The organism is Streptomyces sp. NPDC002138, from assembly GCF_040296485.1.
Taxonomy (GTDB): domain Bacteria; phylum Actinomycetota; class Actinomycetes; order Streptomycetales; family Streptomycetaceae; genus Streptomyces.
The window spans coordinates 33,389-48,145 of the sequence record NZ_JBEOXE010000037.1 but is presented as its reverse complement, the minus strand read 5'-3'; the positions used below and the strand labels follow the sequence as shown (position 1 = coordinate 48,145).

Sequence of the window (14,757 nt, the reverse complement as noted above, 5' to 3'; positions counted from 1 at the left end):
ATGTCCGCAGCCTCCCCCGCCGCTGCCGGCGGCGACACCCCGGCGACCTCGCCGGACGTTCCCCCGGAACGCCGTTTCGAACCGGACCTCCGGTCGATGACACGGATCAACCTGCGCCCCATCGCCTCACCCATGCCGCTCGGCTTCTTCACCATCGCCATCGCGTCCGTGATGACCGGCTGCCTCCAGCTCGGGCTCTTCGACGAGGCGGCCCGCCCCGCCGTCGCCTTCACCGTACTGCCGGCCTTCGTCCTGCAACTCCTGGTGAGCATCCTGGCCTTCGGTGCCCGTGACGTGATCGCGGCGACGCTGATGGCGGTGTTCGCGGGCAGCTGGCTGCCCTACGCGCTCGTCATGCTCAGCGGTGCGGCCGACGGCCTTCAGGTCCTCGGCGTGTTCAACCTGGCGCTCCTCTGCTTCGGAGCCCTGATGACGGCCGTGACCCGGCCCAAGCGCGCGCTGTGGTTCGTCCTCGCGGCCTCCCTGCCCCGCTGGGCGGCCACCGGCCTCGCGGGCATCACCGGCGCCGAATGGCTGACGCGCACGTCCGGTGCGCTCGGCCTCGTCGTGGCGCTCGTCGCGATGTACACGGCGTTCGCCCTGATGCTCGAGGACATGCGCAGCGAGCAGGTCCTGCCCATCGGCCGCAGCGGCCCCGCCCACCTCGCCGTGGAAGGCGACCTGGCCGTCCAGCTCCGCAATCTGGAACGCCAGGCGGGCGTGCGCCGCACGCTCTGACCGCACCCGGGCACGCCGACCGCACCGCCCACAACCCCCTCTCCCCTTCACTCACCGAGGAGTTCCCCCATGTCCCGACACGCCCGCCCCACCGTCGTCCTCGTCCACGGCGCCTTCGCCGACGCCTCCAGCTTCGCCCGCGTCATCCCCGAACTGACCGCGGCCGGCCTGGACGTGGTGGCCCCGGCGGTGCCCAACCGCGGCCTCGTCGAGGACGCCGCGTACATCGCCTCGGTGATCCGCGCCGTCGAAGGCCCCGTGATCCTGGTCGGGCACTCCTACGGCGGGGCCGTCATCACCCTCGCCGGTGCGGAGGACAACGTCCGCGCCCTGGTGTACCTGGCGGGATACGCGCTGGAGGAGGGCGAGAGCCTGGGCGAGCTGCAGGGCCGCTTCCCCGACTCCGGCCTCGCCGACGCGCTCGTCTACACCCCGTTCCCGGTGGCCGGCTCCGCCGGGACCGGCACCGACGTCTCGGTGGACATCGAGAAGTTCCCCGCCCTCTTCGCGGCGGACGTCGACCCCGGTCTCGCCGCGGTGCTCGCCGTCTCCCAGCGCCCCCTGGCCGCACGTGCCTTCTCGGAGGCGGCGCCCGTCGCGGCGTGGCGGACCAAGCCCTCCTGGGGCCTGGTCGCTTCCTCCGACCGCACGATCAACCCCGACGTGGAGCGCTACGGCTACGAGCGCGCCGGGATGACCACCGTCGAGGTCGACTCCTCCCACCTGGTCATGCTCGCCCATCCCCGGGCCGTGGTGGAGCTGATCCAGGACGCCGTCCGGTCCACCGCTCACTGACCCGATCGTTCAAGATCGAACGATTAGTCGATTTTGTTCGAGCGCTGGTAGCTTCTGATCGCTCCCGAGAACCCTTCGGTGGGCGATCGGAGGAGTACACCCATGAGGTTCGGCGCGAGGCTCACGCTCGCCGTCATCGCCCTCGCCGCCCTTGCCGCCGCCTGCGGGGTTCCCCAGGACAGCCCGTCGCAGTCGCAGCCGGCCGTGGACTGCGGGCCGTACGCCCGGTACGGCAAGCACCCCGGCTCCCAGGTCACCGTCTACGCGGAGAACCGGGACCGGGAGGCCGACCTGTTCGAAGAGACCTGGGCGGACTTCGCGCGCTGCACGGGAATCGACGTCCAGTACGAGGGGGACGGGGAGTTCGAGGCCCAGATCCAGCTCCGGGTCGATGGGGGAAGCGCCCCTGACATGGCGTTCTTCCCCCAGCCCGGGCTCCTGGCACGCTTCGCGCGGGCGGGGAAGCTCAAGCCCGCGAGCGCCGGGGTCGCGGCCCTCGCGCGGCAGGGCTGGTCGGCGGACTGGAACAGCTACGCGACCGTGGACGGCACCCTCTACGGCACGCCGCTGGTCGCGAACGTGAAGTCGTTGGTCTGGTACTCGCCGAAGTTCTTCCGGGACAGGGGAGTGAGCGTTCCCCGCACCTGGTCCGAGCTGATGGCCGTGACCGAGAAGGTCGCGGCGTCGGGCGTCACGCCGTGGTGCGCGGGCATCGAGTCCGCCGAGGCGACCGGCTGGCCCGTGACGGACTGGATCGAGGACGTCCTGCTGCGCCGGCAGGGCACGGACGTGTACGACCAGTGGGTCGCCCACAAGATCCCGTTCAACGACCCGCGCGTGATCGAGGCCATGGACACGGTGGGGTCGATCCTGAAGAACGACCGGTTCGCCAACGGCGGTTTCGGTCCGGCCCGGTCGATGGCGTCGGTCTCCTTCCAGGAGGCCGGCACACCGGTCCTCTCCGGCGACTGCGCGATGCACCGCCAGGCCTCGTTCTATGCCGGCCTGTGGCCCAAGGGCACCGAGATCGGACCGGACAAGGACGTCTACGCCTTCCTCCTGCCGGGGGCCGACCCGGCCGACCGGCCCGTCCTCGGCGGTGGGGTCTTCACCGCCGCGTTCGCCGACCGTCCCGAAGTACGGGCGTTCCAGGAGTATCTGGCCTCCGCGGACTTCGCGAACGCGCGGATGAAGAAAGGCCCGTTCGTCTCGGCGAACAAGGGAGTGGATCCGGCGCGGGCCGCGAACCCGGTCGACAGGCTCTCGATCCAGCTGCTCCAGGATCCCCGGACGCAGTTCAGGTTCGACGGGTCGGACCTGATGCCGGCGTCGGTCGGCGCCGGGACGTTCTGGAAGGGATCCGTCGACTGGATCGGCGGCGCGAGCACCCGGCAGGTCGCCGACTCCATCGAACGGTCCTGGCCGAGCCACTGATGTCGTTCGACGCCGTCGCCCAGCAGCCCAAGCTGCTGTACCTGCTCCAGGGCGTCGCCGCCTTCGCGGCGGTGGTCTCCCTGATCCTGCTGGCGCTGCACCGGGGACCGGTACGCAGGCGGGCCGCGGCCCTGATCCTGCTGGCCCCGGCTCTGCTGCTGCTCACGGTCGGTCTGCTCCTGCCCGCTCTGCGCACCCTGCTCCTGTCGTTCACCGACGGCGGGGGAGACGCGTGGGCCGGGCTCGACAACTACGTGTGGATGGTCACCGATCCCCGGGCGCTGGTGGCGCTGCGCAACACCCTGGCGTGGGTGGTGCTCGTGCCGCTGACGGCGACCGGGTCGGTCTGCTCTACGCGGCGGCCGTCGTGCGGTCGCGGCTGCGAACGCTCGCGCTCTTCCTCGTCCTGATGCCGATGGCGCTCTCCTTCGTCGGCGCGGGCGTCGTCTGGAAGTTCGTCTACGCCTACCGCCCCGCTGCGGTCGGGCAGATCGGGCTGCTGAACCAGCTCGTCGTCGCCTTCGGCGGCGCACCGCGGCAATGGCTCGTGGACTCCCCCTGGAACGTCCTGTTCCTCATCGTGGCCATGGTGTGGACGCAGGCGGGCTTCGCGGCCGTGCTGCTGGCCGGCGCGATCAGGGCCGTTCCCGATGAGCTGACCGAGGCGGCCCGACTCGACGGTGCGTCCCCCCGGCAGATCCTCCGGCGGATCACGCTGCCGTCGATCAGGCCCACGCTGCTCGTCGTGGTCCTCGCCCAGGCGATCGGCACCTTCAAGGCCTTCGACATCGTCAAGACCATGACCGGTGGACAGTTCGACACGGGCGTCATCGCCCACGAGATGTACGGCCAGGCCTTCCGCTACGGCGAGACCGGCCGGGGCGCGGCGCTCGCCGTCCTCCTCTTCGTCCTCGTCACCCCCTTCGTCGCCCACCAGATCCGGGCGCGGCGGAGGACGGGGTGACCGGCGTCCGGGAGCGTCTGGCCTCCCGCGCCTTCACGTGGATCGCCGTGGTGATCGCGGTCCTCTGGACGACACCGACCCTCGGTCTCCTGCTCTCCTCCTTCCGCCCCGAGGAGGAGATCAAGACGACGGGCTGGTGGACCGTGTTCCGTGCGCCCCACCTCACGCTCGACAACTACGCCGCGGTGCTGTCCGGCGGCGGGAACGGGTCGGGGCGGCTCGCGGAGCACTTCGTCAACTCCGTCGTCATCACCGTTCCCTCGGTACTGTTCCCGCTCGTCCTGGCCTTCTTCGCGGCGTACGCCCTGGCCTGGATCGACTTCAGGGGGCGCGACGCGCTCGTCGTCGGCATCTTCGCGCTCCAGGTCGTGCCGCTCCAGATGGCGCTCGTCCCCCTCCTGAAGCTCTTCTCCCAGGGCTGGCTGTTCCTGCCCGCGTGGCAGCTCACCGGTCCCGCGCGGTTCGGCCAGGTCTGGTTCGCCCACACGGTCTTCGCGCTGCCGTTCGCGGTGTTCCTCCTGCACAACTTCCTGGCCGGGCTGCCCCGGGACCTGATCGAGGCCGCCCGCGTCGACGGCGCCTCGCACGGGACACTGCTGCTCCGGATCGTGCTGCCCCTGGCCCGCCCGGCCCTGGTCACCTTCGCCGTCATCCAGTTCATCTGGGTGTGGAACGACCTCCTCGTGGCACTCACCCTGGGGGGCGGCACGGCCGAGACCGCGCCGATGACGGTCCGACTGGCGAGCCTGGCCGGGACGTACGGCAACGAGTGGCAGCGGCTCACCGCGGGCGCCTTCGTGACGGCGTCCGTCCCGCTGCTCGTCTTCCTCTCCCTCCGGAGGCACTTCGCCCGGGGACTGCTCGCCGGATCGGTCAAGGGATGACCCCCGAGGAGCCCGCGGAACACGGCGTGGCGACGGGGCTGAGCCGGCCCGGGCTGCGGGGCCGCGAGGCGGAGCTGGTGCGGCTGCGCGCCCTGGTCGAGGCGGTGCGGGGCGGCGAGGGCGGAGCGGTCGCGCTGCTCCTGGGCGAGCCCGGGATCGGGAAGAGCGTCCTGCTGCGGGAGACCGTCTCGCTCGCACGGGCCCACGGATTCATCGTCAGCGACGGGCGCGCCGAGGAGCTGCACGAGCTGGCACCGCTCGCCTCGCTGGCCTCGGGCCTCCTGCACGGTGACCCGCCGCTGCTGTCCGCCGCGGACTTCGCGGACCTCGCGGGCCACCTCGACCAGCGCATCTGGCTCGTCGAACGGCTGGCCCAGCTGATCGAGGAACGCGCGGCGGGCACGCCCGTACTGATCGCGGTCGACGACGTCCAATGGGCCGACCCGCTGAGCCGCTTCGCCCTGAGCGTCATGCCGGCACGGCTGCTCAGCTGCCCGGTCCTCTGGCTGCTCACGGGCAGGAACGACCCGGAACTGTACGGGCATGGGCCGCTGACGACGACCCTCCCCCTGCGGCCGCTGTCCGGCACGGCCCTGGCCGAGCTGGCACGCGACGTCCTGGGCGGGGACGTACCGGAGCAGGTCGCGGAACTCCTCGACGGGGCGGGAGGCAACCCCTTCCTCGCGGCCGAGATGCTCGCGGGCATCGCGGCGTCGGGCCTGGACGCGGACGCGCCGGGGCCGCCGGAGCGGCTGGTCCTCGGCGTGCGCGGCCGACTGGCCGACCTGCGGCCGGACACCCTGCACTTCCTGCGGATCGGCTCGGTCCTCGGCCGCGCGTTCACGCTCGCCGACGCCGCGGCCCTGTGCGGCCGGTCCGCCTCGGGACTCAGCGCCGAACTGGACGAGGCGATCTCCGCCCAGCTCCTCCACGACGAGGGCGAACGCCTCCTGTTCCGCCACGACCTGCTCCGCCAGGCGGTGTACGCCGACCTCACCCCCTCCGTGCGCCGGGCGCTCCACCGGGAAGCCGCGAGCCGGCTCGTCGCGGCGGGCCGGAGCTCCGTCGACGCGGTCCCGCATCTGCTGAAGAGCGCCGAACCCGGCGACCTGGAGGCGATCGGACTGCTCGACACGGCCGCCACGGACGTGATCGCCGTGCTGCCCGACCTCGCCGCCGACCTGGCCGTGCGCGCCCTGGAACTCGTACCGCCCCATGCGCCCATGGTGTTCGACGTGGGAGAACGGGCCATCGTCGCGCTGACCCGCGCGGGCCGGTACACCCGGGCACGGGACACCGGCGACGCGTTGCTCGCCCGGCAACCGCCCCTGGACGTCTTCGCCCGTCTGCAGTCCGTACTCGGCGACACGCTCTGGCACCTCGACGACATCCACGAGCTGACCCGCCGCTCGACGACGGCGCTGGCAGCCGTCACCGACCCGGTGATCCGCGCCCGGCTGACCGCTCGGCAGGCCCTGGCCCGGTCCCGCGGACGCGACCTCGGGGCCGCTCGGGAGACGGGCGAAGGGGCGCTCGCCGAGGCGGAGCGGGCCGGTGACCGGGAGGCCCGCGTCCTCGCGCTCTGGGGCCTCGGCGAGATCGCCCTCAACGCCGGAGACTGCGCCGCCGCCGTGGCACACCACACGGCGCTGAGCGTGTTCGACACGGCCTTCCTGCCGGAGGAGGTCGTCGCCCGGATCCACATGGACGACTTCGACACCGCACGGCGCCTGCTGCGGACGGCGGGCGACGCTCCCCTGCGCCCCGCCATGCTGATCTGGGCCCGGGGAACCCTGAACATGGGGCTCGGCCGGCTCGACGACGCGGAGGCCGACCTCGTCACCGCCGAGCGGCTCGAAGCGGACCTGCGGGTGCCCGGCAATCTGGTCAACATCCGCGTCAACCGCGGTCTGCTCGCGATGCTGCGCGGCGACCGCGACGCCGTGCGGGAACACCTGGACGTCGTGCGGACGGCCGTGGCGGACCGGCCGAACACCGGCAACCACGCCACGCACCAGTACTTCGAGGCCGTCGTCGCCGACGCCGACGGCGACCACGCGGCAGCGGCCGAACTGCTCCGATCCGTGCAGCGGGACCACCCCTTCCTGCGGTGGCGGCTGCTGCGCCCGCATGTCGTCCAGGCCGTGCGGATCGCCCTGCGCGCCGGGGACCGGAACCTGGCCGAGGACCTCGCGGCCCAGGCCGGCGAGCACGCCGCCCGCAACCCCACCGTGCCGACCGCCCAGGGGACGGCCGCCCACGCGGCCGCCCTGGCGCACGCCGACCACGGACTCCTGGAGCGGTCGGTCCGCATCCTCCTCACCGGCCCCCGGCCGCTGCCCCTCGCCGCCGCATCCGCCGACCTCGGGCGCGCGCTCCGCGCAGCGGGCGACCCCGCCGCGACACCCGCCCTGACCAGGGCGTACGAGCTCTACGCCCGGGCGGGGGCCGGCGTCGAGGCCGACCGGGTCCGGGCCGATCCGGACCGGACCACGAGCCGCTCCGGCCGGCGCGCCGCAGGCCTCGGGCCGCGCCCCGACCAGGGCTGGGCCGCGCTCACGGCCTCGGAGCGCAAGGTGGCCCGGCTGATCGCCGCGGGTCACACCAACCGGTCGGCCGCGCAGGCCCTCGTCGTCTCCTCGCACACGGTCAACACCCATCTGGCGTCGATCTTCCGCAAGCTGTCGGTGCGCTCGAGGGTCCACCTGGCCCGGATCGTCCTCGCGGAGGACGACGCCGCGGCGGCCACCGCCGGCTGAGTGACCTCTGCGCCCCCGTGCAAGGCGCGGTGCGCCGTACGGCAACGGAAGGCGCCTGACGGGTCCTAGCGTGAGGGGCACACCCCGCCGCTTCGCCGCGCGGACCAGTCGACCCGAACAGAGGAAGCAACCCATGCCGTACATCACCGTGGGCCAGGAGAACACCAACCCCGTCGAGCTGTACTTCGAGGACCAGGGAGCCGGGCAGCCCGTCGTCCTCATCCACGGCTTCCCGCTCGACGGCCACTCCTGGGAGCGCCAGAGCGCCGCGCTGCTCGAAGCCGGGTACCGCGTGATCACGTACGACCGGCGCGGATTCGGGCAGTCCTCCCAGCCGACGGCCGGCTACGACTACGACACCTTCGCGGCCGACCTGAACACCGTGATGGAGACCCTCGACCTGAACGACGCCGTCCTCGTCGGCTTCTCCATGGGCACCGGCGAGGTCGCCCGCTACGTCTCCACGTACGGCTCCGGCCGGGTCGCCAAGGTCGCCTTCCTGGCCTCGCTCGAGCCCTGCCTGCTCAAGAGCGACGACAACCCGGACGGCGTCGCCCCGAAGGAGTTCTTCGACGGCGTCGTCGCCGCCGTCAAGGCCGACCGCTACGCCTACTACACGGCGTTCTTCAACGACTTCTACAACCTCGACGAGAACCTGGGCACCCGCATCAGCGAGGAGGCCGTCCGCAACAGCTGGAACACCGCGGCCCGCGGCGGCTCCTTCGCCGCCTCGGCCGCGCCGGCGACCTGGTACACCGACTTCCGCGCCGACATCCCCGCCGTCGACGTGCCGGCCCTGATCCTGCACGGCACCGCCGACCGCATCCTGCCGGCCGAGGGCACCGCGCGCCCCTTCCACGCGGCGCTTCCGTCGGCCGACTACGTCGAGATCGAGGGCGCCCCGCACGGTCTGCTGTGGACCCATGCCGAGGAGGTCAACACCGCCCTCCTCGCCTTCCTGGCGAAGTGACGCCCCACCGTTGACACGCCGTTGAACCCGCCGGGTGACGCCGGAGTCACCGGCGTCACCCCGGCCCCCCCGGATCCCCGGCGCGGGAACCGGACGAGCTCAGGAGAGCGGACACCCCATGCAGTTCGGCATCTTCACCGTCGGGGACGTCACCCCCGACCCCACCAACGGTCGCACTCCGACCGAACACGAGCGCATCAAGGCGATGGTCGCCATCGCGCTCAAGGCCGAGGAGGTCGGTCTCGACGTCTTCGCGACCGGCGAGCACCACAACCCGCCGTTCGTACCGTCGTCGCCGACCACCCTGCTCGGCTACATCGCGGCCCGTACCGAGAAACTGATCCTGTCCACGTCCACGACGCTGATCACCACCAACGACCCGGTGAAGATCGCCGAGGACTACGCGATGCTCCAGCACCTGGCCGACGGCCGGGTCGACCTCATGCTGGGCCGCGGCAACACCGGTCCGGTCTACCCGTGGTTCGGACAGGACATCCGCCAGGGCATCCACCTCGCCAAGGAGAACTACGCGCTGCTGCGTCGGCTGTGGCGCGAGGACGTCGTGGACTGGGAGGGCACGTTCCGTACGCCGCTCCAGGCCTTCACCTCGACACCGCGGCCCCTGGACGGCGTCCCGCCCTTCGTCTGGCACGGATCCATCAGGTCCCCCGAGATCGCGGAGCAGGCCGCCTTCTACGGCGACGGCTTCTTCCACAACAACATCTTCTGGCCGGCCGACCACACCCGGCGCATGGTGCAGCTCTACCGGCGCCGCTTCGCGCACCACGGTCACGGACGGCCGCAGGACGCCGTCGTCGGCCTGGGCGGACAGGTCTTCATGCGCAAGAACTCCCAGGACGCCGTACGGGAGTTCCGGCCCTACTTCGACAACGCGCCGGTGTACGGCCACGGCCCGTCGCTCGAGGAGTTCACCGAGCAGACCCCGCTGACGGTGGGCTCTCCCCAGCAGGTCATCGAGCGGACCCTGTCGTTCCGGGATGCCGTCGGCGACTACCAGCGCCAGCTGTTCCTGATGGACCACGCGGGCCTGCCCCTGAAGACCGTCCTCGAACAGCTCGACATCCTCGGCGAAGAGGTCGTGCCCGTGCTGCGGAGGGAGTTCGCCGAGGGGCGTCCGGCCGACGTGCCGCAGGCCCCCACCCACGCGTCCCTCCGAGCCGCCCGGGAGGTGTCCGCCGCATGAAGCTGACCGTCGTCTCCGCGGGGCTGAGCACCCCCTCCTCCACCCGCCTGCTCGCGGACCGGCTGGCCGAATCGGCCCGCGACGCACTCGACGCCCGGGGGCACGCGGCGCCGACCGAGGTCGTGGAGCTGCGCGAACTGGCCGGCGACATCGCCAACCACCTCGTGACCGGATTTCCCCCGCCGCGCCTGGCCGCCGCCATCGACGCGGTGACGGCGGCCGACGGCCTGATCGTCGTGACCCCCGTCTTCGCGGCCTCCTACAGCGGGCTCTTCAAGTCCTTCTTCGACGTGATCGATCCGGACGCCCTCTCCGGGAAGCCGGTCCTGATCGCGGCGACGGGCGGTACGGCCCGCCACTCCCTGGTCCTCGAGCACGCCGTGCGCCCGCTCTTCGCCTACCTGCGCGCCGTCGTCGTCCCCACGGCCGTGTTCGCCGCCTCCGAGGACTGGGGCTCGGGTGGGGACGCGTACACCGACGGCCTGCCCGGCCGCGTCCGCCGGGCGGGCGTCGAGCTCGCCGCGCTCATGGCGGCGCGCCCGGTCGGTGAGGAGCCGGAGGACGACGTCACCGCGCTCGAACGGCAACTCGCCGACCTGCGCTTCGACTGAGACGGGCCGCGGGCCCGGGCGGCGGCCGGGGGCGGCGGGGCGGGGGCGGGGTGGTTCACATGGTTCATACTGATCCGCCGTATGAGCGTGAACCGAGTGACGACAAGGACCGAGCCCGAGGAACCCGACGGTGTACGGACGCCCCTGCGCGGCAGGGACGCCGAACTGGCGTTCATCGAGGCGCGGCTCGACGCGCTCGGCCGGGGCGAGGGCGGGATCATCCGCGTCGAGGGCCCCGTCGGCATCGGCAGGTCCAGGATCCTCGCGGAGGCCGCGGCAGCCGCGAGGCGGCGCGGGACGAGGGTGTTCGAGGGGGCCGCGGACCCCGACGACCAGTTCGTGCCGCTCGGCCCGCTCCTCGACGGTCTGCTCTCCGGCGAGGAACCGCTGTCGGGCGCCGGCCGCCTCAGGGACCTCGCCACCACACCCGGCCAGCGGTTCTGGCTGCTCCAGGAGCTGGGGGACCGCCTGCGGGAGACGGCTCGAAACGGCCCGCTGCTCGTCGTGCTCGACGACCTCCAGTGGTGCGACGACCTGACCCTGCTCACCTTCAACACCCTCGCGGCCGGACTCTCGTCGCACCCCATCCTGTGGCTGGTCGCCGTGCGCGGTGGCAGCGTGCCGTCGGGAGTGCGCACGACCCTGGACAGGATCCGGCAGGCGGGCGCCCACGAGCTGGCGCTGGGAACGCTGGACGACCGGGCCACCGCACGGATCACCGAGGACGTCCTCGGCGCCGCCCCCGACCCGGACGTCCTCGGCGTCGTCCGCCGCGCCGAAGGGGTCCCGCAGCTGCTGGTCGAGCTGCTCGGCTCGCTGCGGGAGGCGGTGACGATCGAGAACGGCACGGCCGGGCTGCCGGCCGGACCCCCCGGCCCACGGGAGCTCCCCTCCGTCGTGCGCCGCCTCGCCCAGCTGTCCGACGAGGCACGGGAGCTGGTACAGACGGCGGCGGCCGTGGGTGGCCCGGTCACCGTCGCTCTGCTGGCCGAACTGCTCGGCAAGTCCTCGGCGGCGCTCATCACGGCGGTACGGGAATCCCTCGACGCCGATCTGCTCACCGAAAGCGGCGATCGCCTCGCCTTCCGCCACGACCTGATCCGCGAGGCGGTGGAAGCCGGCCTCCCCCTGTCCCTGCGCAGGGCCCTGCGGGGTCAGGCCGCCGAGCCGCCGCCGGGGAGCGCGGCCTCCCCGGCCGGGCTTCCCGGGCCGTCGGCCGGGCGAGCACCGGCGGATGCGCCGGAGGGCGGGAGAGCGGGGCCGGGAGACGCGGCGGAGGCCGACCGGCCGCGCACGGCCGCGGCGGAGGCCGACCGGCTGCGCACCGCCGCGGCGGAACTCGCGGCCACCGCTCCCGGACCCGCCGCGGAACACAGCCTCAGGGCCCTGGAACTCACCACGGCGGACGCTCCGGAGCGGCCGCGGATCATCGCCGAGACGATCCCGCTGCTGTGGCAGACGGGCCGGGCCGCCCAGGCGCGGGAGCTGGGGGCCTCAGCCCTGGCGACCGGCGGGCCCGGACCTGAGGACGAGGCACGCATACGCCTCGCCCTGGCACGCCTCGCCGTACCGTTCGACTTCTGCGAGGCGGTCCGGCAGGCCCGCGCCGGGGCGGCGCTGCCCGGGATCCCCGTGGACCTGCGGGGGCGGCTGCTCGCCATGCTCGCCGTCGGCCTGTCGATGGCGGGCGAGCACGCGGCGGCCGAGGAGGTCGCCGCGGAGGCGTGGGAGACCGCGGCGGCAGCGGGGGACCGCTCCGCCGAGGCCACGTTGACGACGGTCCGCTCGGCCGCGAGTTTCCACCGCATGGACCTGACCGAGGCGTTCCGGCAGGCCGAGCGGGCCGCCGCGCTGGCCGAGGCCCTGGGCGTCAGCACCTCGCTGTGGGTTCCGGAGGCCCTGTGGCACGCTCTCCTGTCGAACACCACCGGACGCACCGCGCAGGCGCTCGCCGCCGCGGAGGAGGGCATCCGGATCACCCGGGAGCAGGGCAGGACGGCGGCCACCCGTATGTGGCTCATGACCCGTTCCCGCATCCTTCTGGAGGTCGGACGGCTGACGGACGCCCGGGCCGACGCCGAGGCCGCGGCCCGGGCGACCGACGATCTCGGCCCGGGCAGCCTCGACGACGTCACGCTCCGGTACGTGATGATGCGCGTCGCCCTGCACACCAACGACCAGCGGACCGCGCGGGCGTACGCGGCGGAGGCGAGGCGCATGCGGAGCGACGGCGCACCCGTCGTCCGGCACTTCGGCTCCTGGATGCTGGCGCTGATGGCCGACTTCGACGGCCGGCCGGACCGTGCCATGGCCGAACTCGACGAGGTGATGGCCTCGCCCGCCGCGGACCGCCCGGCCTACGCCGGTCTGGTCGACCCCGCCGACGCCCCGGTCCTCGTCCGTATGGCGCTGCGCGCCGGCGCGCACGAACGGGCCGCGCAGGCGGTCGCCCTGGCCGAGCGGCGAGCCGTGCTCAACCCCGGCCTCACGTTCCTCGCCGCCACCGCCGCGCACGCCCGGGGGCTCCTCGACAACGACCTGGCCCCTCTCGTACGCGCCGTCCGGCTGTACGAGGACTGCCCCCGGGTGATGGCCCGGGCGTCGGCACTGGAGGACGCCGGACGCAAGCTGGCGGTCACCCGCACGTCCGAAGCGGTGCCGTACTTCGAGACGGCCCTCGCGCTCTACGCGCGAGCGGGCGCCGAGCGGGACATCGCACGCGTCCGCCGGCGCCTGCGGGCCGCCGGGATCCGGCGCCGGCCCTCGCCCGCCGGGCTCTCCGGTGCGTGGCCGGAGCTGACGGCCGCGGAGCTACGGGTCGTACGGCTGGTGGCGCGGCGGCTGACCAACCAGCAGGTGGCCGAGCACCTCTCCCTCTCACCGCACACCGTGAGTTCGCACCTGCGCCGGGCCTTCACCAAGCTGGACATCACCTCACGCGGGGAGCTGACCCGGCTGGCGAAGCATCGTGACAGCGGAGAGTAGTCGCTTCGTATCCCCTGTGGGCGTCACGGCAATGGACGATTCGTGCGATGTGCCCACGTCGTCGCTTCCTCAGAATGATCAAGAGCCGCGGACCGGAGAAGTCCGCGGGGAACAGCTGATCGAGAGAGGAACAGCGCATGACCGCAAGGCTCCAGCGAGCCCGTCCCGGAAGTCCCGAGCTCCAGGCGCTCGTCGACGAGCTCGCGGAGCAGCTCGGCCGGTCCGTCGTCGTCGACGACCCGCTGGTCCGCATGGTCTGCACGAGCCGCCACTTCGGTGACGAGGACCCGGTCCGCATCGGAACCCTGCTGCAGGGCCGCGCCGACAACGCGAGCATCCGCTACGTCCTCGCCCAGGGCGTGACCCAGTGGTCCAGAGCCGGGTTCATCGACGGCCGTGACGATCTCGGACTGCTGCCCCGGTACGTCGTGCCCCTGCGCGAGCGCGGACATCTCCTCGGACTGCTCCTGGTGGTCGTGCCCGACAAGACGCTCGCGGAGCACGAGACACGTGCCATCGCCCGGGCCGCGGACGCCATGGCCGCCCAGATGTACGGAGAGCACATCGCCACCGACGCCCGCAAGGCCGACGAGCGGGACCTCGTGCTCGACCTCGTCGCCGCCGACGTCGCCGCCCGTACCACCGCACGGCGGCGGGGCAGGGATCTCGGACTGCTCGGAGCGGCCGAGCACGTCCTGGTCACCGTCGTCCAGCTGAGCTGCGCGACCGAGCTCGTGCGACAGTCCGAGGCGGCCCTGTGGGGGGCGCTGGAAGGGTTCCGGCAGACGCGTTCGGCCCAGGGCCTCATCGCGATCGGGAAGGAGCGGGCGACACTCCTCCAGCTCCGGGACCGCCCGCCCGGCCCGGACGAGGTCGCGGCCCAGTCCGCTCGCATCCTCGACGAACTCCGTACCTTCCTGAGCCCGTCGGCGGACCCGGTGATCGGAGTGGGCGGGCGGCACCCCGGCCTGGACGACGCGTGGACGTCGTACGAGCAGGCGCTCGTGGCAGCGCGCGCGGCACGCCGGCTCCCCACCCTGAAGAGCGCCGGTGACTGGGAACTCCTCGGAGAACTCGCCGTGCTGTTCCAGCTCCCCGAGCACGCCCTGAACACGTCCCTGGTCCCGAAGCCGCTCCGCACCCTGACCGGGGCGCACGGCGGCGACCGCCTGCGGGACACCCTGCGCTGCTTCCTCGAACACGCGGGATCGATTCCCAGGACCGCGGACACGCTGGGAATCCACCGCACCTCGCTCTACTACCGCCTGCGCCAGATCCAGGAGATCACCGGACTCGACCTCGACGACGGCGCCCACCGGCTCACGCTCCACCTCGGCCTCAGGATCGAGGAACTCCTCGCCCCGGGTGGCGACCGCGCCGGCTGACCCCCTCCTCGTCCTCCTCGTCCTCCTC

12 protein-coding genes are annotated in these 14,757 nt (G+C 73.0%); all 12 read left to right on the top strand.

Features of this window, described 5'->3' with window-relative positions; genetic code table 11:
* The 12 genes from ABT084_RS23430 (at nt 1) to ABT084_RS23375 (ending at nt 14,729) form a co-directional block, all read left to right on the top strand.
* Nucleotides 1-738 carry a GPR1/FUN34/YaaH family transporter gene (locus ABT084_RS23430; RefSeq protein ID WP_351047175.1) on the top strand — a complete coding sequence of 246 codons (738 nt, stop codon included), beginning with the start codon at nt 1-3 and terminating at the stop codon, nt 736-738.
* A gap of 69 nt (nt 739-807) precedes the next feature.
* A complete protein-coding gene (locus ABT084_RS23425) occupies nt 808-1,533 on the top strand; it encodes an alpha/beta fold hydrolase (RefSeq protein WP_351047172.1) in 726 nt (241 codons plus the stop codon).
* A gap of 102 nt (nt 1,534-1,635) precedes the next feature.
* Nucleotides 1,636-2,967: an ABC transporter substrate-binding protein gene (locus ABT084_RS23420; RefSeq protein WP_351047169.1), complete on the top strand. Its 1,332-nt coding sequence runs from the start codon at nt 1,636-1,638 to the stop codon at nt 2,965-2,967.
* On the top strand, nt 2,967-3,377 hold the full coding sequence (locus ABT084_RS23415; RefSeq protein WP_351047166.1) for a hypothetical protein: 411 nt from the start codon (nt 2,967-2,969) through the stop codon (nt 3,375-3,377). The genes ABT084_RS23420 and ABT084_RS23415 overlap by 1 nt, the downstream gene beginning before the upstream one ends.
* Nucleotides 3,275-3,931, top strand: a complete 657-nt coding sequence (locus ABT084_RS23410) for a carbohydrate ABC transporter permease (protein ID WP_351047163.1) — start codon at nt 3,275-3,277, stop codon at nt 3,929-3,931. Before ABT084_RS23415 ends, ABT084_RS23410 begins: the two co-directional genes overlap by 103 nt.
* Nucleotides 3,928-4,815, top strand: a complete 888-nt coding sequence (locus ABT084_RS23405; protein ID WP_351047160.1) for a carbohydrate ABC transporter permease — start codon at nt 3,928-3,930, stop codon at nt 4,813-4,815. The genes ABT084_RS23410 and ABT084_RS23405 overlap by 4 nt, the downstream gene beginning before the upstream one ends.
* Nucleotides 4,812-7,574 carry an ATP-binding protein gene (locus ABT084_RS23400; RefSeq protein WP_351047158.1) on the top strand — a complete coding sequence of 921 codons (2,763 nt, stop codon included), beginning with the start codon at nt 4,812-4,814 and terminating at the stop codon, nt 7,572-7,574. The genes ABT084_RS23405 and ABT084_RS23400 overlap by 4 nt, the downstream gene beginning before the upstream one ends.
* 133 nt (nt 7,575-7,707) lie before the next feature.
* Entirely contained in the window at nt 7,708-8,544 is an 837-nt protein-coding gene (locus tag ABT084_RS23395) for an alpha/beta fold hydrolase (RefSeq protein ID WP_351047155.1), read from the top strand.
* A gap of 118 nt (nt 8,545-8,662) precedes the next feature.
* Nucleotides 8,663-9,748, top strand: a complete 1,086-nt coding sequence (locus ABT084_RS23390) for an LLM class flavin-dependent oxidoreductase (RefSeq protein ID WP_351047153.1) — start codon at nt 8,663-8,665, stop codon at nt 9,746-9,748.
* Complete coding sequence (locus ABT084_RS23385; RefSeq protein ID WP_351047150.1) at nt 9,745-10,359, top strand: FMN reductase; 615 nt, start codon at nt 9,745-9,747, stop codon at nt 10,357-10,359. The genes ABT084_RS23390 and ABT084_RS23385 overlap by 4 nt, the downstream gene beginning before the upstream one ends.
* Before the next feature lie 81 nt (nt 10,360-10,440).
* Nucleotides 10,441-13,344 (top strand): helix-turn-helix transcriptional regulator, encoded by a 2,904-nt coding sequence (locus ABT084_RS23380; RefSeq protein ID WP_351047148.1) that lies wholly within the window; start codon nt 10,441-10,443, stop codon nt 13,342-13,344.
* 137 nt (nt 13,345-13,481) lie between these two features.
* On the top strand, nt 13,482-14,729 hold the full coding sequence (locus tag ABT084_RS23375) for a PucR family transcriptional regulator (RefSeq protein ID WP_351047145.1): 1,248 nt from the start codon (nt 13,482-13,484) through the stop codon (nt 14,727-14,729).
* Nucleotides 14,730-14,757: the final 28 nt, after the last annotated feature.